Source organism: Acidobacteriota bacterium, assembly GCA_026707545.1.
Classification (GTDB): domain Bacteria; phylum Acidobacteriota; class Thermoanaerobaculia; order Multivoradales; family Multivoraceae; genus Multivorans.
Window position 1 is genome coordinate 2,090,788 of record JAPOWR010000001.1, and the last position, 17,779, is coordinate 2,108,566.

Sequence of the window (17,779 nt, forward strand, 5' to 3'; positions counted from 1 at the left end):
TCACTCGAGTCCGGAGCCGGACCCCGTACTTCCCGCCTGCGCCTTCTGCTCCAGGTACTCCCGCTCGAGCAGCCGCGCACCGCGCAAGATGTTGCCCATCGCGTAGTTGCCCTCGTGGCAGGCGTACTCGTAGTTCTGCTCTTCGGTCTGCGGCCAGATGAACTCGCCGCTGTAGGGCGCGGTGTAGTCGGGGTCGTGAACCGTGAACTCGTAGAGCAGCCCGTCCGCGCTCTGGCGGGCGAAGCGCTCGACCACCTTCAGGCCGTCACGCGGCACGCCCGGCTGGGCGAGGAAGTTCGTCGTCTCGACCACCAGGGTGTCGCCTTCCCACCAGCCGATCGAGTCGCCGCCCAGGGAACGCACCTCCGGCGGCGCGTGCTCCGCGTTCAGCCGCACGACCTTGGCCCAGTGCATCCACTCGATCAGGATGACTACGTGGTCCTCGGTCTGCGTGATCGTCTTCAGGTTGTTGTAGAGAATCGGTCGGGCCGGAGTCGCCGCCGCTCCCAGGTACAGGCAGCGATCGAGGACCGACAACGTCTCCGGGCCGTCGTAGGGATCGTCGCCAGTCTCGATCCACCAGGCGTTGCCGGTGTTCTTGTAGGCGTACGGGTGCAGGTCGGCGCGGCGCGCCTTGCCGGCCTCCGAAAGCGCCGGCATGCGGCCGTTCGGCGGATCGGTCAGGATGGAGGTGCGGAACTTCCCGTCGATGGCGAAGCGGGCGCTCCCGCGATCAGTCCAGAACGAGTTGTAGCCGCCGACCGCGCCTGCGGCGCCGGGAGAGCCGTCGCCGCCGGCCGGGGGAGCCGACCGCTCCGGATCGCTGGCGGCGTAGGACCTGGCCACCGCCGCGCGGGTCCGCTCCATGATCTCCTCCGCCTCCTCGACGGTCAGAAAGAGCTTGTCGCCGAACTCCGACGGCCGTTCGAACGGCGTCGAACTCGCGATGTTGTAGCGACCCGTCAGGTCGGGCTTGCCGCTGGCTGTGCGGGGGATGTCGTCTTCACCCGCCGCCACGGCCGGGGCCGCGATCAGCATCGCCGAAACGGCGAGCAGAGGGATGGACAGGGCGGCTCGATCGATGCGCATGGAGTGTCCTCCGTTTCGTCTCCACGGACCTCAGCGAAAGCGTCATCGAGCCTACCGCACGGGACGAACGTCGGGCCGCCGCTTGTTAGACTGAACGCAATCGTTAGACCCATCAGCTCAGGGACGAACATGCTCAAGAGATCCCCTATCCGCCGACGCCCGCACACGCCCGCCGCGTTGGTTACCAGCACCGTCCTGCTCACAGCGACGGCAGCCGGCGCAGCCGAACCGCCGACCTTCAGCCGTGACGTGGCGCCCATCCTGTTCGAGAAGTGCGTCCAGTGTCATCGCCCGAACCAGGCAGCGCCGATGTCGCTGCTCTCCTACCGGGAGGCCCGCCCCTGGGCGCGCGGCATGGCGCGGGCGATCGAGAAGGGCGATATGCCGCCCTGGAGCGCCGAGTCGGAGCACGTCGTGTTCCGCAATGACCTCTCCCTCTCCGCCGAACAGATCGCAACGATCGCGGGCTGGGCCGCAGGCGGCGCGCCCGAGGGCGACCCCGCCGACCTGCCGCCGGCGCCGACCTTCCCCGAGGGCTGGACGCTGGGCGAACCGGACTACGTGCTGACGCTCGACCGCATCGAGGTGCCGGCGGAAGGTCCGGACCTCTTCCCCAAGCAGCGGATCGCGCTCGATCTGGAACAGGAGCGCTGGGTCCGGGCCATCGAGTTCCTTCCCGGCGATCGCCGCGCCACGCATCACTTCCAGGCCACGTACACGACGCCGCGGCGCGAGAGCGGCGGCCCCATTGGTTCCGGCGAGAGGGTGAGCGAGGGCGCCGCCGGCAGCGGCGTGTTCGGAATCTGGACCGCGGGCATGCCTCCCTACGTCTTCCCGGAGGGCACCGGCCGCGTCCTCGGGCCAGGCACGACGATCACGATGGACTCCCACTACCACCCGTTCGGCGAAGCGACATCGGACGTCACCCGCATTGGGATCTACTTCGGCGAAGGCGAACTGGAGCGGGAAGTGGCGACCGTCTCGGTCGCCAACACCGGCATCCGGATTCCGCCGGGCGCCGGTCACCACGCCGAAGAGGGGTTCTTCCAGCCCGACGACGACATGCAGATCCTCGCCTTCAGCCCCCACATGCACGTTCGCGGCAAGGCGATGACCTACCGCATCGTCCATGCCGACGGCACATCCGAGACGCTGCTCGACGTGCCGAAGTACGACTACAACTGGCAGTGGCTGTACTACCCCACCGAGCCGATCGACCTGCCGGCCTCGAGCCGGATCGAGGTCACGGCCGTGTGGGACAACTCGGAGGGCAACCCGGCCAACCCCGATCCGACCCGCGAGATCATCTACCGTGGCGACGTGGTCAACGAGATGTTCGTCGGCTTCATGGAGATCGTCCGCAAGGACGGCGGCTACCACCGGCCAAAGGAAAACGTCGACAAGTTGACCAAGCTGATCGCCCGGCACCCCCGCGGAACCTCCTTCCTGGCCGACGGGTTCCTGCCGATCGCGTTCTGGGCGCCGCACGAGGGCGAGGGCATCCTCTACCTGGCATCCGGCCTGCAGATGTTCACGATCACCCTCGACGACTTCGCCTGGTCCGGCGACCGCCTGCGGGTGACGACCCACTTCCCCACGCCCGAGGCGTCGGCCATCACGACGGTGATCGAAGCGGAACTCGACGCGCAGGGGGCGCTCCAGGGCACGATCACGATGGGGGCCGGCACGGAGCGGCCGTTCGAGATGAAGATGGTCGGCCAACCCGCCGGCCGCGTGACGTCGACCGAAGCCACGGGCGCCGCTGCCGGCGAGTGACGACGCCGGCACACGCGGACGCGAGAGAAACCGGGCCACGATGAGGGTCCGGGCTCCGGCAACGCTTGCGGCAACGCTCTGGCCGATTGCTCTTCTTCTGGCCGCGGCGTGCGGCGGGGCGAGCATGTCCCAGTTCAAGGCCCTGGTACGGGCCAGCTTTCCCGGCGTTCCGCAGATGAGCATTGAGGAACTCGATCGCCGGCTCGAGGACGCGACGCCACCACTGATCATCGACGTCCGGGAACCCTTCGAGTACGAAGTCAGCCACCTGCCCGGCGCGGTCCACGCTCAGGGTGAGGACATCGCCGACCTGATCGCCGAGACGGAAGCGGACCGGCCGATCGTTCTCTACTGCTCTGTCGGCTACCGGTCGTCCGCCGCGGTCGCCGACCTGATCCAGTTGCACGACCCGGAGATCGGCGATCGGGTCTGGAACCTCGAAGGTTCGATCTTCGAGTGGGCCAACTCGGGCCGTCCCGTCTACCGCGACGGGACGGAGGCCGAGAAAGTCCATCCCTACGGCAAGCAGTGGAGCAGGCTGCTCGCACCTCACCTGCGACCATGACCGAGCGTTCAGCGACCGAGCTCAACCCGCGCGAGCTGTCTACCGTATACGGCACTGGCATGACTCGATCCTCTCTACGCGGGCCCTCGTTCGTGTCCGCACTCGTCATCCTCTGGTGCGGGATCGCCACTCCGACCGCGGCGCAGGAAGCCGACGACGAAACACGGACGATGCCTGGCCGGACCTTCTCCGAGGAACTCACCGTCACCGCCCGGAAGCGCGAGGAGAACCTGCAGGAGGTCCCCTTCTCCGTCGTCGCCCCGAGCGAGGAGGTGCTGCGGAACCGGGGCGTGGACAACCTGGAAGAGATCGCGACCAACGTGGCCGGATTCACCGTGCAGAACCTCGGCCCTGGCCAGAGCCAGGTGGCCATGCGCGGCGTCGCCTCCGGACAGATTGTCCGCGACCAGCCCGGGGTGAAGGAACAGGTCGGCATCTACCTCGACGAGTCGGTGATCTCCCTCTCCCTGTTCACGCCGGACATCGACCTCTTCGACATGTCGCGCGTCGAGGTCCTGCGAGGCCCGCAGGGGACCCTCTTCGGATCCGGGTCGCTTGCCGGCACCGTCCGCTACATCACGAACCAGCCCGAAATCGGAGTCTCCGACGGCTTCGGTGAGTTCTCGCTCAACTCGGTCGGCGACGGGGGCATGGGCGGCACCGCGAAAGTCGCGGTCAACGCGCCGATCGGCGACACATCGGCGATGAGGATCACCGCCTACCACACGGCCTTCGGCGGTTTCATGGACGCGGTTCAGCCCGACCTGGGCGTCAACGAGGACGTGAACTCCGGTGAACGTACCGGCGCGCGCTGGGCGCTGCGCTTCGAGCCGTCGGAGAACGTGACGGTCACACCACGGCTGATCTACCAGGAAGTCGAGATGGACGGCTGGAACCGGATCGACGACTTCAACATCCTGGCCAACCCGTACACGACAACCCGTCCCGCCGTGGATCTCGGCGAGCGCCAGCTCTTCACCCAGTTCGAGGAGCCCTACACCGACGAGTTCCTGCTCGCCGACCTCAAGGTCGTGATCGACCTCCCCGACGGCTACTACTTCACCTCGATCACCTCGGCCACCGACCGCGACGTCCTCGTCGTGCGCGACTCGACTGCCCTCTACGCGAGCGTCGCCGGCGCCACGATCGGCCTTCCCGAAGCGGTCTACACGCTGGACGCGCCTCTGATCGACGCGACGACCGCGACCGGCCTCACCCAGGAACTCCGGCTGGCGAGCGGCGACGAGTACACGCACTGGGTTCTGGGCGTCTTCTACAGCACCAGCGAACGGGACTACGGCCAGAGCCTTCCGGTGACCGGCTTCGAGGCGATGACCGGCATTCCCACCGAGGGCGGCTTCGGCGCCGCCGTCGACGAGCTGTTCTACTCCGACCTGAACTACGAGTTCGACCAGACCGCCGCCTTCTTCGAGATCACCTGGACCGCCAGCGAACGGGTCGACCTGACCGCGGGCGCGCGCTGGTACGACTACGAGGAAAGCCGCGCCCAGCTCTTCGACGGCCTGTTCGCCGATCCGGGGCCGACCCGGGGGAAGACCAGCGCGGACGGCATCGCGCCGCGTTTCATCGCCAGCTTCCAGGCCAGCGAGAACACCCAGCTCAACGCGCAGGTATCGAAGGGCTTTCGGCTCGGCGGCATCAACGATCCGCTGAACGTACCCGTCTGCACGCCCGAGGATCTCGCGACCTTCAGCGGCCGGGACAGTTGGGACGACGAGGAACTCTGGAACGTCGAGATGGGTTCGAAGTCCACGATCATGGGCGGCCGCGGCACGTTCAACGTTGCGGCGTTCACGATGGACATCTCGGACCTGCAGACGACAGTAACCGCGGGCTCCTGCTCGTCGCGCCTGATCTTCAACGTACCCAATGCCCGCAGCACGGGACTGGAACTCGAGCTGACGGCTCAGCCCACGGGGGCCTTTGACTACGCCATCTCCGCCAGCTACTCCGACTCCGAACTCGGATCGACCCTGACCTCCACCGCCGCCGACGGCACGACCAGCGTGGTGTCCGGCATCGAGAACGGCAACCGCCTGCCGACGGTGCCGAAGTTCCAGGCAGCGGTCGCCGCAACGTACCGCTGGGAGGCCGGCAGTTGGGCCGGCTACCTGACGGGAGCCTTCCAGCACGTCGGCTCCCGCTTTACCCAGATCGGCGACCACGCCCCGGGGTTCGGCACCGTCGATCTGCTGGCCCTGTCCGCCACGAACCCGGTCGGCGGTCCATTGACGCAATCCGTGTTCCGGTTCAACCCCGAATTGCCCGCCTACGACCTGCTGAATCTGCGTCTCGGCTTCCTGAACGAACGCTGGGATGTCGCACTGTTCGTCAACAACGCGACGGATGAACGGGCCTTCCTGGCTCTCGACCAGGAACGAGGTACACGAGCGCGGGTCGGCTACCTGACGAACCCGCCGCGGACCGTCGGCGTCAGCACCCGAATCAACTTCTGAGCGTCACGCGCCGCGAAGTCAGTGCATGTCGGGCTGTGCCGTGCTCGTCAGCAGTCCCGTGGCGGCGAGCACGAGGAGCGCGAAAACGACTTCGAGTGCAACAGTCCTCGGTAGGGGGTCCGTGTGCAGGTCGGGCCTGAAGTGGATCCGCAGGTAGTTCACCGCTCCGAAGAAGAGCACGAAGACGCTGAGGCCCACCTTGACCAGGAGGATCTGACCGTAAGGATCGGTCCACAGCATGTCCCAGACCGGCAGGTAGAGGAACGCGAGGAGCCCGCCGCTCAGAACCAGCATCGAGGCGCCCATCACCGCCAGAGGCGAGAACGCCCGCAACCAGTACCGATGCATCGAAGCGATCTCTGCCCGGGAGGGTACGGACATCACCAGCGGCACCAGGAGCACGACGATCAGAGTGCCGATCCAGAACCCGGCGCCCAGGATGTGGACGCTCTGAGCGACCCATGCCTGTGGGTTCCCGTAGGCGTGACCGGTCATCGGCAGCGCCGCGGCCACGCTCAGCACACCGAGCGAGGTGATCAAGCCGCCGGCCATCGGGGACCTCAGCATGGCGACGGTTCCCAGGGCGGTCACGGCGGCCGCAGCGGCCTGCCACTGCCACCGATCGCCCCAACGGCTCTCCAGAGCCACGGTTCGGAGATTCTCGTAAGAGAGCCACTCTCTCAGCCCCCAGACTTCGATCGATTGGAAGCCCGCCCGGAGCAGCACCGCCGCCAGCAGCAGCATGCCGAACAGCCATCCCAGGCGCCGCAGCCCAACCTGCGGATCGCGCACCGAAAGAGCGGCACCGCGCACCACGACCAGTAGCCAGACGCCGAGGACGCCGCAGACCAGGAGCAGGGGAACGTAGACCGACCAGCGGCCGGCCACCTCCCAACTCATGGCCGGAACCGTCGCAATCGGTTCAGTGGCCTCCGCGGTCGATCGTGAAAGACCACTCGCCGGTCAGGACGTGACCATCGTCGCCCGCCGTCTTCCAGCGCGCGGTGTAGGCGCCGTCGGGCATGCGGCCCGAAACGCGCGCCATCAGGTCCTTCTCACCCATCGTGTGGAGACCTTCGACCTTCATCGGACCCGCCGGCCCCTCGAGTGCGAGTTTGCTCAGTGGCACGTCCGGCTCCTGGTTGAACCACACCCGCAGGGTACGCACTGGCCCGGAGAGCGTCGCGCCGTCCTCGGGGCTCGTCTTCGACGCCTTGAGATGAGCGTATGCGGCGGTCGCGAGCACTGCCGCCAGCAAGGTAAAGCCGATCCGTGCGATTCCTCGGTGCTTCATCCGATCCGGCCTCCCTACCTGCGCTCCTTAACCGCGGAATGCCGGCGACCGTGCCGGCACGCTCGGCTGTTGACAGTACCAGCCCGTTCGTGGCCCGGACCGGCGGTGTAGAGTCCCAACTTCCGTTCGACAGCCGATGAGCGACTCCAACATTCCGCGGAGTGACCCCTACACCGTCCGCGAGGGCGGCGCCGCCCCGCCGCCGGTCACCTGGCGCAGCCGGCTGCGCTATCTCGGCCCCAGCGTCGTCGTCTCCGGCTCGATCGTCGGTTCGGGCGAGATCATCCTCACTTCGGCTCTGGGTGCCGCGGCCGGCTTCGTCCTGCTCTGGTGGGTGCTTCTCTCCTGCTGGATCAAGTCACTGATCCAGGCGGAGTTCGCGCGCTACACGCTGGTTTCCGGGGACACCTACATCCGGGCGATGAACCGGCTCCCCGGCCGCATTCCGATCGGACGCGGGCACGTCAGTTTCCCGATCGCGATCGCCCTGATCGCCCTGGTTCCGGGACTGCTCGGCCTCGGCGGGATCGTCGGCGGCGCCGGCCAGGCCATGACTCTGCTGGTACCGGAGATCCCCTCCACGCTTGCCGCCGGCGTGCTTGCCGCCGTGGCCATCGCGTTGCTCATCACAGGCTCCTACAAGATCCTGGAGAACGTGATGCTGGCGCTGGTGATGATCTTCACCGGCGCCACGCTGGTCTGCGCGATCCTCATGCAGGGTACGGAGTTCGCCGTGACGCGGGCCGAACTCGCGTCGGGCTTCACCTTCGACTTCCCGCCCGAGTTCCTCGTGGCCGCCATGGCCGTCTACGGCTACACCGGCGTCAACTCCTCGGAGACCTCGGCTTACCAGTACTGGTGCGTCGAGAAGGGCTACCCGAACTTCATCGGTCGCAGCGACGCACCGGGCTGGGAGGAGCGCGCCCGGGGCTGGATCAAGGTGATGCAGACCGACGTCTGGGTCACCCTGGTACTTCTGACCTGCGCGACGTTGCCCTTCTACATCCTCGGCGCCGGGGTGCTCAAGAAACTCGGCCAGGAGCCCGACGGCCTCGAGACGATCTCCATGCTGTCCGACATGTTCACCCAGACCCTGGGGCCATGGTCCCTATGGCTCTTCGGCGTCGGCGCTTTCTGCATCCTGTTTTCGACGATGCTCTCCTCGATCGCCGGCGGCGCCCGCTACATCCCCGACTACATCATGGAGCTGGGGTACCTGAAGCGGCAGAACCTGGCCGCGCGCAAGTCCTGGATCCGCGGCTACTGCACCGTGATCCCGCTCTTCGCGTTCACGGTCTACATGTGGATCCAGAACCCGAGACTGTTGATCACGATCAGTTCACTGGTCATCGGAATGCTGCTGCCCATGCAGAGCGGCGCCGTGCTCTGGCTGCAGAAGAAACGGATGGATCCCCGCATACGTCCCGGCCGCGGAATCCGGTTCGGGGTCTGGTCCATCTTCCTGGTCGAGCTGGTTCTGGCGGGGTTCGTCATCCGCTACGTGGTCCTTGGACCGTTTCTCGACTGAATGGCTGCAGGCACCTACGTCGAACAGAGGAGCGATCCCTATACCGTCCGCGAGGGCGGCGCCGCCCCGCCGCCAACAAGCTGGCGAACGCGGCTTCGCTATCTCGGCCCGAGCGTCGTCATCTCCGGCGCGATCGTCGGCTCGGGCGAGATGATCCTGACTTCGACCCTGGGCGCCGCGGCCGGCTTCGTCCTGCTGTGGTGGGTGCTCCTTTCCTGCTGGATCAAGTCCCTGATCCAGGCGGAATTCGCCCGGTACACGCTGGTTTCGGGCGACACCTACGTGCGGGCGATGAACCGCCTCCCCTTCCAGATCCGGATTGGCCGCGGCCACCTCAGCTTCGCCGTCGCTATCGCGTTGATCGCCCTGGTTCCCGGTCTGCTGGGCATGGGAGGAATCATCGGCGGCGCCGGCCAGGCTCTGACCCTGCTGGTCCCGGAGGTGCCGTCGACCCTGGCCGCCGGGCTGCTGGCCGTGATCACCATTGCCGTCCTCACCACGGGCTCCTACCGGGTCCTCGAGAACGTGATGCTTCCGCTGGTCATGATCTTCACCGGCGCAACGCTCGTCTGCGCGATCCTGATGCAGGGCACGGAGTTCGCCGTCACGCGGGCCGACCTTGCGTCGGGCTTCACGTTCAGCTTCCCACCCGAGTTCATCGTCGCCGCCATGGCCGTCTACGGCTACACGGGCGTCAACTCCGCCGAGACCTCCGCCTACCAGTACTGGTGCGTCGAGAAGGGCTATCCGAGCTTCATCGGCCGCAGCGACGCGCCGGGGTGGGAGACGCGCGCGCGGGGCTGGATCAGGGTCATGCAGACGGACGTCTTGGTCACGCTGGTCCTGCTGACCTGCGCGACGGTGCCCTTCTACATGCTCGGCGCCGGCGTGCTGAAGAAGCTCGGCAAGGAACCCGACGGCCTGGAGACGATCTCCATGCTGTCCGAGATGTTCACCCAGACCCTGGGTCCCTGGGCGCTGTGGCTGTTCGGCGTCGGCGCCTTCTGCATCCTGTTCTCGACGATGTTCTCGTTCATTGCCGGCGAAGCCCGCTACATCCCCGACTACATCATGGAGCTGGGCTACCTGAAGCGGCAGAACCTGGCCGCCCGCAGGCTCTGGATCCGCGGCTACTGCGCCGTCGTCCCGATTTTCTGCTTCATCGTCTACATGTGGATCCAGAACCCGCGACTGCTGATCACGATCAGCTCCCTGGTCGCCGGGATGCTGCTGCCGATTCAGAGCGGTGCCGTACTCTGGCTGCAGAAGAAGCGGATGGATCCCCGCATCCGCCCGAGCCGCGGGATCCGAGCCGCGATCTGGGCCATCTTCCTGGTCGAGTTGGCCCTCGTCGGATTCGTCATCCGCTACGTGGTCCTCGAGCCATTTCTCAACTGAGGAGCAACCATGTTTCTACGACTGTCCTGCGCCGCCGCATGCCTTGGCGCCCTGACCCTGCTGGCCGGATGCACTTCCCCGGACGGCGACGTGGTGGAAGCGGACGCCGAAGGCGTCCGAACGATCGGCGAAAGCGCCAGCTTCCGCGGCATCAACGGCATCATGTTCGGGCCCGACGGCGCTCTGTATCTGACCTCCGTGGTGACGCCCGCGGTGGCGCGGATCGACCCGGAGAGCGGCGAGATCCTCGACAACTGGGGGCTGGACGACGGGGCACAGTCGCCCGACGACCTGGCCTTCGGCCCGGACGGTTCGGTCTACTGGACCGACATCAGCAACGGCGACGTGACGATGCGAACGCCCACCGGCGAGACCCGCGTGGTCGCTTCGCCGGGCGTCGGGGTCAATCCGATCACCTTCTCGGACGACGGCCGGCTGTTCGTCTCCCAGTGCTTCATGGACACGAACCTGTTCGAGCTGGACCCGGCAGGCGAGCAGGAGCCGCGGCTCATCCGCGACGACCTCGGGCCGGGCTGCGGCCTGAACGGCATGGACTGGGGCTCCGCCGACGGCAAGCTCTACGGTCCGCGCTGGTTCCGCGGCGAGGTCGTCCGCGTCGACGTCGACAGCGGCGAGATGGAGACGGTCGCCAGCGGCTTCGAAGTCCCCGCCGCGGTCAAGTTCAACAGCGAAGGCGTGCTCCATGTGCTCGACTCGCTCCGGGGCGAGGTCGTACGCGTCGACGGGGACGGCGGCAAGGAGGTCGTCGCCCAAGTGCAGCCCGGGCTCGACAACTTCGCATTCGACGCGGACGACCGCCTCTTCATTTCGAGCTTCGCCGATGGCTTCATCGTCGAGGCCCTGTCGCCTGAGGAGAACCGCATGGTGCTCGCGGGCGGACTCAACATGCCCGGGGGTGTTGCGCTCATCGGCAGCGGCGACGCGACCAGGCTCGTGGTCGCCGACTTCTTCGCCCTGCGCCAGCTCGATCCGGCAACCGGCGACGAACTCGGCGTCGTGCGCGACGTGATCGGTTTCTCGGACATCGGAACATCGATGTCGGTCCATACCGCGGACGGTGGGAATCTGATCCTCTCGAGCTGGTTCGACAACGCCGTTCGACTCTGGGATCCTGCCGCGGACGCGCTAGTGCAAATCTTCGGCGAACTGGCCGCCCCGATCGACGCGATCCAGCATGAGGGCGAGGTCGTCGCCAGCCAGTGGGGCGCCGGCAACGTGATCGCCTTCTCTCCGGGCAACCCCGAGGAGAAACGGGTGCTGGCGGAGGGTCTCTCCGGTCCGGCCGGTCTGACCGCGGCGGCCGGCGCACTCTACGTCGCCGACAACCTCGCGGGCACCGTGCTCCGCATCGGTGAAGACGGTGCCGAAGCCGTGGCCGAAGGTCTGGATCAACCGGAAGGCCTGGCCGCCGCGAACGGTTCGATCTACGTCGTCGAGGCCGGCGCCGGCCGCGTGGTCGCCATCGATGCGGCGAGCGGCGAAACGCAGTCCGTCGCGGAAGGCCTCGAACTGCACGTGCCGCCCAGCGGCGCCTTCCCGAACACGATGCTCTTCAACGGCATCGCCACGGACGGCGAGACCGCCTGGGTCGCCGGAGACGCCGCCAACACCGTCTACGTCATCGACCTGCCCTAACTGGGTGCGCCGGCCTTCTGGCCGGCATGAGGCGCGACGCCGCGAAGCGGCGAGCGCGATCCCTGCCCGACTCAATCCCCCAGGCCGTGATCGCCGTACGTCGTGGCCGCCCCCGTCCCCCCCGGCCCCAGCCGGCCGCCCTCGCCGAAGTGCCCCTTGCCCGGCACGTGGTTCACTTCGACGCGAATGCCGTCCGGATCCTCGACCAGGATCGAGTAGTAGCCTGGCGCGAACCGGTCGCCCTCCTCGGGACCGTGGATGATCGTGGCATCGAGTTCCGACTCGATGAACCGGTAGATCGCGTCGACATCCTCGCGGCTGCGGGCCCGGAAGCAGAAGTGATGCAAACCCGGCCGATCCTGGTCGAACCCTCGGTCGCGCTTGTCAGGCGGCGCTCCGCGCACCAGGATGCCGGTCCGGCTGCCGATGCAGTACAGCACGTCCTCACCGCGGATCAGGGTCCGCATGTCGAGGAAGTTACATAGCCGCTCCCAGAACGGCAGGCACCGCCCCGGATCCCGAACCGTCAACTGGATGTGAGCGATCCCGTTGACGCCTACGGTCTGGCCGGTGCCGCTCATGCAAGACGGTCCGGCCACCGGCGCCTCGCGTGGAGGACGCGGAGAATCTCGACCGCGTCGTCACGGACCCGGTACGGAATCACGTACGGGCTCCCGGCAACAACCAGCTCTCGCGTGCCTGAGACCCGCCCGGGGCGCCCGAATGCCGGATGTCGCGCGAGCCGGTCGACGGCGCTGACGACGGAGGACGCCACCCGTCGCGCGGCCTCGGGATCGTCGTTCGCAATGTACGCCCGCGATTCCTCAAGGTCGGCGATGGCGCTCCGAAACCAGACGATCCTCAACGAGGAGGTTCTCGCTCGTTCCCGGAACCCCAGGACCCGAGCCAGGCAGTCACTCTGCCGTGCTCGACGAACTCCGACGCTGGCGCGGTGGCGGCTTCTTCGAGAGTTCGGCGGATCTCCTCAACCTGCCATTCGTTCACGTCCAGGTACTCGTTCAGCGCTTTGGAGGCGAGAAAGGCCTTGGACCGCTCGGTCGACTTCGCGAGCCGGTCGAGCCGCCGGTGCGTGTCGTCGTCAAGTCGCAATGTCATCGTGGGCAAGGCAGCCTCCTGCACTCCGTTGCGTTCATCTGCATTCAGTATACGACGTAGCCGCCGCCGGTCACTCCCCGCCGGTCGCGGCCGACTCCGCCGATCCGAGTTCAATCAACTCGAAGACGCCGAACATCATCTCGTCCGTCGACTCGAGGCCGAAGCCGACGTCGCGGGTTGGGTCGGGGTTGTCCGGATTGTCGGCAGAGTTGTCGTAGACCGCGACGATCTCGATCACGCTTCCCTCGGGTAGGAGCTTGGGCTCCTCCGGGTAGTAGAAGAGTTGCCAGTCGAAGTCGTACTCCGGCACGTCCAGAAGAGTCTCGCGGCGGCCGTCCGGGTAAACCGCGGTGAACGACATCCGCTTGCCGCGCATGTGCATGTGCGGGAAGTAGGAGACGATCTTCGAAGCGGTCTTCACCTCGTGCCGGGCCTCGAGCCGGTGCTCGGAGGCGCCCGCCGGAATCGAGAAATCCGTCGTTCCCGCGAGGATGGCGGAGATCTCGGCCTCCATCTCTCCATCGCCGAAGTAGAGGCCGATCCGGGTCCTGTCCGTCGTCTCGGACCTGCCGTTCGGGTGGTAGTGCTGGTTCATGACCAGAAGCTCTCCGGGCTCTACCCAACGCCCGGCGCCGTCCGGGAACACGGTCGGTGCCGTGCCGGCGGCCCAGATCGCAAGAACGTTGAAGCGTCCGTCGTCCTCAACGCCGTCGGTCTCGCCCCGGATGTTCTCCGCCTCGCGCTCCTGGTTCAGGTTGACCATGAAGGCAACCTGATGGTGGTTCACCGTACGGTCGCCCGGCCGGAACTCCACCGCTCTCACCCAGCGGCGCTCCGGGATGTTCAGCAGCACGAACTGATTCGGGAACAGATCCGGCCCGTCCGCCGGCACCGTGACCTCCGGCAACTCGATCACGTAGTCCGGTTCGCCCAGACGCCAGCCCTCCGTGAACTCGGGCGGCTCGGGCATCGCCGCCGGATCGCCCGGTTTCGCCCCGCCTTCGACCCAGGAGACGATCGTGTCGATCTCCAACTGGCTCAGCCGTGCGTCGTTCGTCCACTCGCCGTGCTCGGGGCTCGCAAACCACGGCGGCATCTCGCCGCTGGCGACGACGCGCTGAATCGACCGGGCCCACGGCCGCGCGTCGCGGTAGGTCAGGAGCGACATCGGCGCGATCTCGCCCGGCCGGTGGCAGCCGACGCAGTGGCGCATCAGAATCGGCGCCACGTCGTTGCTGAAGACCCTCGAGTCGGCGTCGGCGGCGCCAGCCGGCAGGGCGAGCGCCGAGGCGAGGCCAAGGACGGCAACCGTGGCCATCTGGAACATCGAACGCACCATGATCAGGATCCTGTCATTGCGGTCACTCGCCGCCGGTCGCGTCCGACTCCGCGCTCTCGTCCGAAGCAACTTCGATCAGCTCGAAAATGCCGACCATCATCTCGTCCGTCGAGTGGAAGCCGAAGCCGATATCGAGGGTCGGATCCGGGTTGCGGGGGTTCGTCGCGGAGTTGTCGTAGCGCGCCACGACCTCGACCACGCTTCCGGCCGGCAGTACTTTCGGCGCCTCCGGGTAGTAGAAGAGCTGCCAGTCGAAGTCGTACTCCGGCACGTCCAGGAGGATCTCGCGGCTGCCGTCCGGGTACACCGCGGTGAACGACATGGCCCGGCCGCGCATGTGCATGTGCGCGAAGTAGGACACGATCCGCGAATCCGCCCCGAGTTCGTGGTGGGCCACGATCCGATGGTCCGGAGCGCCGGCCGGGATCGTGAAGTCCATCCTGCCAGCGAGGATCGCCTCCACCTCGATCTCCAGCGGGCCCTCGCCGAAGAAGAGGCCGATCCGGGTCCTGTCGGTACGCTCCGAGTCACCGTTCGGATGGTAGTGCTGGTTGAGCAGCAGCAAGGTGCCGGGGTCCACCCAGCGCCCGGCGCCGTCCGGGAACACGGTAGGCGCCGCGCCGGCCGCCCAGACCGCGAAGATCTTCACGTCGACGCCGGGGGCTTTCCCGCGCCGCTCGCCGTCCGGCCGCTCCTGGCTGTTGCCCGCACCCATGCCGCCGAATCCGCCCATGAAGGCGATCTGGTGGTGATTCACGGTGCGGTCGCCGGGCTGGAACTCCACCGCCCGCACCCAGCGGCGCTCAGGAATGTCCAGCCGCACGAGCTGAGTGGGAGCCAGGTCCGGACCAGTCGCCGGCACGGTGACGGGCGGCAGTTCGATCACGTAGTCCGGTTCACCCAACTGCCAGCCATCCCTGAACCGCGGCTGCTCGGGCATCCGCGCCGGATCGCCGGGCTTGGCGCCGCCCTCCACCCAGGCGACGATCGTCTCGATTTCCTCAGGGCTCAGCCGGGCGTCGTTCGCCCACTTGCCGTGCTCGGGATTCGCAAACCACGGCGGCATCCGGCCACTCGAGACGACCCGTTGGATCGATCGTGCCCAGGGCCGCGCCTCGCGGTACGTCAGGAGCGACATGGGCGCGATCTCGCCCGGCCGGTGGCAGCCGACGCAGTGGCGCATCAGGATCGGCGCCACGTCGGTGCTGAAGACCGTCGCACCGTCAGCCGCCGCCGCGGCCGGACCGGCGGCCACAAGGCACCCGGCGACGACGACTCCCGTCCTCACGAGATGCAGGCCCAACCCTCCAACGGAACCGAGCACTGGCGAGACACTACCGCAACCGCCCGATCCCGAACGGGCGGTTGTGCTCCAAATGCGTGTAGGCGGACGGCGGAGCGGACAAGGAGGGAAGCCCGGATCCGCCGTCCGCCCCACGCCCTCGACAACCCGTTGGAGCTCAGCGGGCCGCCGGTGAGGCCAGTTCGGGTCGCATGGAACCCGCCCTCGCCGGAAACCTGGCTGCACCGGGCTGGCTCACTCCGACCGCAGCAACCCCCATGCCAGAAGCGCGGGAGTCGGACGCTTCCGGGAACGGCCCACGCACGGCGCGAGAATCGGCCCGCATCCCGATCCGTTCGAGTGCTCGATGCGCGACAAGAACGTAGGTTCCGAATCATTGAGCCGACAACAGCGTCGGCGTCCGGCCAGAGTCGAAAACCAAGCTGCTAGAGTCCCGCCTCCACCTAGCAGCATCCCCATCCCCCCAGGAGACCCAGAGACCAATGTACCGACAGACTGCCTGCCGCGTTCTCATCCTCAGCCTGTGCCTCGCCGTGATCGGCTTCGCCCCCACCGCAGCGCAGGATCGACCCGCCAGCCCCGAAGGCGCGGCGGCGACCCAGATCGGCGACGCGTGGATCGACATCACTTACAGCCGGCCGATCCTGCGAGGACGCAGCGGCTACTTCGGCTCCGGCGAGACGTACGGCCAGGCGGCCAACGCCGGCGGTCCCGTCTGGCGGGTAGGGGCGAACGTGACGACCCGGATCAAGACGGAAGCCGACCTGATGATCGGCGGAACGACGGTGCCCGCGGGCGAGTACAGCTTTTTCATCGACCTGAAGGACGGCGCCTGGACCGCGATCATCTCGAAACAGGGCTACATGGAGACGTTCGACCGCGCCAAGATGGAAGAGGGCCTCACCTGGGGCGCCTACGGCTACAACCCGGAGCACGATGTCGTGCGCGCCAGCATGATGACCTCGACAGAGGACTTCTCCATCGACCAGATGACGATCCTCTTCACCGACGTCTCGGACGCCGGCGGTGCGATCGTCGTGATGTGGGACAACCAGATGGGCGTCCTGCCGTTCGGCATCGCCCAATAGCTCTCGGCTAGCTCAGTCCTCCGCGGCGGCCCGGGCCTCCTCGGCCCGGGCGCCGCTCGGCACGTTCGGGACCGCCCAATTCGCCTTTGTGGCAGGCATACTCGAACAGCCCGCCGACGGTCACGCCCAAACCGCGCCCGGTGCTCAGGCGTCGCACTCGCGGTAGGCGTCGATCACAGCCCGCTCACCCTCGCGGCCCGGCTTCGAGTTCCCGTGCTCCATGCCGACGATGCCGTCGAAGCCCCTGCTCTTCAGGTGCCGGAAGACGTTGAGGTAGTTGATCTCGCCAGTGGTCGGCTCCTTGCGCCCCGGGTTGTCGCCCACCTGGATGTAGGCGATCTCGTCCCAGGCCCGGTCGAGGTTCGGAATCAGGTTCCCCTCGGTGATCTGCTGGTGGTAGAGGTCGTCCAGGATCTTGACCGAGGGCGACCCGACCGCCTTGCAGATCTGGTACGCCTGAGGAATCCCCGTCAGGAACACGCCGGGGTGGTTCGTCCAGTGGTTGAGCGGCTCCAGCACCGCGACCAGACCCGCCGGCTCCAGGATCGCGGCGGCACGCTTCAGGTTCTCGATCACGTTGGCGGTCTGGTACTCCCACTCCAGGCCCGGATCGAGCTGACCCGGGACGACGGTGCACCACGTCGCGTTCACCCTCTTGCCGACCTCGACCGCCTTCCTCATGTCCGCCTCGATCGCCTCGCGGGCCGAAGAGTCGGAGGAGGCGAAACTCACGCCGCCCCAGGAGGTGTGGGCGACGAAGACGCCCATCTCCATCCCCAGACGGTCGAGTTCCGCGGCGATCTTCTCCTGCAGCGCCAGCTCGCGACCGCCCATGCCGTTGTCCTCGAGGGCCCGGAAACCCTCATCGTGCATGAAGCGAAGCTGGTCGATGTGGTCGTTACCGGCGTGGTGCCGGAACATCCCGAAGTGGGGCGCGTACTTGAGCTGGAATGCGCCTCCGTCTTCACGCTGGGCGGCACGGGCAGCGGACGTCCCGGGAGCCGCGCCGACGGCAAGCGCCGTTGCCGCCGCGGCGCCTCCGGCGAGAAACTGCCGACGCGGAATCCGGCTGCTATCAGGAGGACCGACTGTTTTGTTGCGCATCGTGGCAGAGTACCAGCCGCTGAAACGGCCAGAACCGACCCGACTT

Annotated in this window: 16 protein-coding genes; 7 read left to right on the forward strand and 9 right to left on the reverse strand. The window is 67.3% G+C overall.

Going from position 1 to position 17,779, the window contains the following annotated elements:
• Complete coding sequence (locus tag OXG83_08185) at positions 1 to 1,089, reverse strand: hypothetical protein (protein ID MCY3965002.1); 1,089 nt, start codon at positions 1,087 to 1,089, stop codon at positions 1 to 3.
• 177 nt (positions 1,090 to 1,266) lie between these two features.
• On the opposite strand from OXG83_08185, the gene OXG83_08190 reads away from it, so the two are divergent.
• The 3 genes from OXG83_08190 (at position 1,267) to OXG83_08200 (ending at position 5,907) form a co-directional block, all read left to right on the forward strand.
• On the forward strand, positions 1,267 to 2,865 hold the full coding sequence (locus tag OXG83_08190; GenBank protein ID MCY3965003.1) for a hypothetical protein: 1,599 nt from the start codon (positions 1,267 to 1,269) through the stop codon (positions 2,863 to 2,865).
• Between the two features lie 124 nt (positions 2,866 to 2,989).
• Positions 2,990 to 3,430 (forward strand): rhodanese-like domain-containing protein, encoded by a 441-nt coding sequence (locus OXG83_08195; protein MCY3965004.1) that lies wholly within the window; start codon positions 2,990 to 2,992, stop codon positions 3,428 to 3,430.
• A 59-nt stretch (positions 3,431 to 3,489) separates the two neighbouring features.
• Positions 3,490 to 5,907: a TonB-dependent receptor gene (locus OXG83_08200; GenBank protein ID MCY3965005.1), complete on the forward strand. Its 2,418-nt coding sequence runs from the start codon at positions 3,490 to 3,492 to the stop codon at positions 5,905 to 5,907.
• 18 nt (positions 5,908 to 5,925) lie between these two features.
• Here the strand turns inward: OXG83_08200 and OXG83_08205 are convergent, their stop codons facing one another.
• Entirely contained in the window at positions 5,926 to 6,807 is an 882-nt protein-coding gene (locus OXG83_08205) for a CopD family protein (protein ID MCY3965006.1), read from the reverse strand.
• 22 nt (positions 6,808 to 6,829) lie between these two features.
• Positions 6,830 to 7,201, reverse strand: a complete 372-nt coding sequence (locus tag OXG83_08210; protein MCY3965007.1) for a copper resistance protein CopC — start codon at positions 7,199 to 7,201, stop codon at positions 6,830 to 6,832.
• A gap of 136 nt (positions 7,202 to 7,337) precedes the next feature.
• On the opposite strand from OXG83_08210, the gene OXG83_08215 reads away from it, so the two are divergent.
• From OXG83_08215 to OXG83_08225, 3 genes are read left to right on the forward strand one after another with little or no spacing between them, the layout of a single operon-like run.
• Entirely contained in the window at positions 7,338 to 8,729 is a 1,392-nt protein-coding gene (locus OXG83_08215; protein ID MCY3965008.1) for an Nramp family divalent metal transporter, read from the forward strand.
• A complete protein-coding gene (locus OXG83_08220) occupies positions 8,730 to 10,127 on the forward strand; it encodes an Nramp family divalent metal transporter (protein ID MCY3965009.1) in 1,398 nt (465 codons plus the stop codon).
• 9 nt (positions 10,128 to 10,136) lie between these two features.
• On the forward strand, positions 10,137 to 11,783 hold the full coding sequence (locus OXG83_08225) for a hypothetical protein (protein ID MCY3965010.1): 1,647 nt from the start codon (positions 10,137 to 10,139) through the stop codon (positions 11,781 to 11,783).
• Positions 11,784 to 11,854: 71 nt separating this feature from the next.
• Here OXG83_08225 and OXG83_08230 read toward each other — a convergent pair whose 3' ends face one another.
• The 5 genes from OXG83_08230 to OXG83_08250 form a co-directional block, all read right to left on the reverse strand.
• Positions 11,855 to 12,364, reverse strand: a complete 510-nt coding sequence (locus OXG83_08230; protein MCY3965011.1) for a VOC family protein — start codon at positions 12,362 to 12,364, stop codon at positions 11,855 to 11,857.
• The gene (locus OXG83_08235) at positions 12,361 to 12,648 is read right to left on the reverse strand and encodes a type II toxin-antitoxin system RelE/ParE family toxin (protein ID MCY3965012.1); all 288 of its coding nucleotides are present in this window, start codon (positions 12,646 to 12,648) and stop codon (positions 12,361 to 12,363) included. The genes OXG83_08230 and OXG83_08235 overlap by 4 nt, the downstream gene beginning before the upstream one ends.
• Positions 12,645 to 12,899 (reverse strand): CopG family ribbon-helix-helix protein, encoded by a 255-nt coding sequence (locus tag OXG83_08240; protein MCY3965013.1) that lies wholly within the window; start codon positions 12,897 to 12,899, stop codon positions 12,645 to 12,647. Before OXG83_08240 ends, OXG83_08235 begins: the two co-directional genes overlap by 4 nt.
• 70 nt (positions 12,900 to 12,969) lie before the next feature.
• On the reverse strand, positions 12,970 to 14,238 hold the full coding sequence (locus OXG83_08245; protein ID MCY3965014.1) for a thiol-disulfide isomerase: 1,269 nt from the start codon (positions 14,236 to 14,238) through the stop codon (positions 12,970 to 12,972).
• 22 nt (positions 14,239 to 14,260) lie between these two features.
• Positions 14,261 to 15,526 (reverse strand): thiol-disulfide isomerase, encoded by a 1,266-nt coding sequence (locus tag OXG83_08250; GenBank protein MCY3965015.1) that lies wholly within the window; start codon positions 15,524 to 15,526, stop codon positions 14,261 to 14,263.
• 497 nt (positions 15,527 to 16,023) lie between these two features.
• On the opposite strand from OXG83_08250, the gene OXG83_08255 reads away from it, so the two are divergent.
• Positions 16,024 to 16,629, forward strand: a complete 606-nt coding sequence (locus OXG83_08255; protein MCY3965016.1) for a DUF2911 domain-containing protein — start codon at positions 16,024 to 16,026, stop codon at positions 16,627 to 16,629.
• 144 nt (positions 16,630 to 16,773) lie between these two features.
• Here the strand turns inward: OXG83_08255 and OXG83_08260 are convergent, their stop codons facing one another.
• The gene (locus OXG83_08260) at positions 16,774 to 17,733 is read right to left on the reverse strand and encodes a TIM barrel protein (protein MCY3965017.1); all 960 of its coding nucleotides are present in this window, start codon (positions 17,731 to 17,733) and stop codon (positions 16,774 to 16,776) included.
• Positions 17,734 to 17,779 lie beyond the last annotated feature (46 nt).

Excerpts from the sequence above, each read along its gene's own strand:
- OXG83_08185 (MCY3965002.1), bottom strand. The coding sequence starts at position 1,089 with ATGCGCATCGATCGAGCCGCCCTGTCCATCCCTCTGCTCGCCGTTTCG.
- OXG83_08195 (MCY3965004.1), top strand. The coding sequence starts at position 2,990 with ATGTCCCAGTTCAAGGCCCTGGTACGGGCCAGCTTTCCCGGCGTTCCG.
- OXG83_08200 (MCY3965005.1), top strand. The coding sequence starts at position 3,490 with ATGACTCGATCCTCTCTACGCGGGCCCTCGTTCGTGTCCGCACTCGTC.
- OXG83_08205 (MCY3965006.1), bottom strand. The coding sequence starts at position 6,807 with ATGAGTTGGGAGGTGGCCGGCCGCTGGTCGGTCTACGTTCCCCTGCTC.
- OXG83_08210 (MCY3965007.1), bottom strand. The coding sequence starts at position 7,201 with ATGAAGCACCGAGGAATCGCACGGATCGGCTTTACCTTGCTGGCGGCA.
- OXG83_08215 (MCY3965008.1), top strand. The coding sequence starts at position 7,338 with ATGAGCGACTCCAACATTCCGCGGAGTGACCCCTACACCGTCCGCGAG.
- OXG83_08220 (MCY3965009.1), top strand. The coding sequence starts at position 8,730 with ATGGCTGCAGGCACCTACGTCGAACAGAGGAGCGATCCCTATACCGTC.
- OXG83_08225 (MCY3965010.1), top strand. The coding sequence starts at position 10,137 with ATGTTTCTACGACTGTCCTGCGCCGCCGCATGCCTTGGCGCCCTGACC.
- OXG83_08230 (MCY3965011.1), bottom strand. The coding sequence starts at position 12,364 with ATGAGCGGCACCGGCCAGACCGTAGGCGTCAACGGGATCGCTCACATC.
- OXG83_08240 (MCY3965013.1), bottom strand. The coding sequence starts at position 12,899 with ATGACATTGCGACTTGACGACGACACGCACCGGCGGCTCGACCGGCTC.
- OXG83_08245 (MCY3965014.1), bottom strand. The coding sequence starts at position 14,238 with ATGGTGCGTTCGATGTTCCAGATGGCCACGGTTGCCGTCCTTGGCCTC.
- OXG83_08255 (MCY3965016.1), top strand. The coding sequence starts at position 16,024 with ATGTACCGACAGACTGCCTGCCGCGTTCTCATCCTCAGCCTGTGCCTC.
- OXG83_08260 (MCY3965017.1), bottom strand. The coding sequence starts at position 17,733 with ATGCGCAACAAAACAGTCGGTCCTCCTGATAGCAGCCGGATTCCGCGT.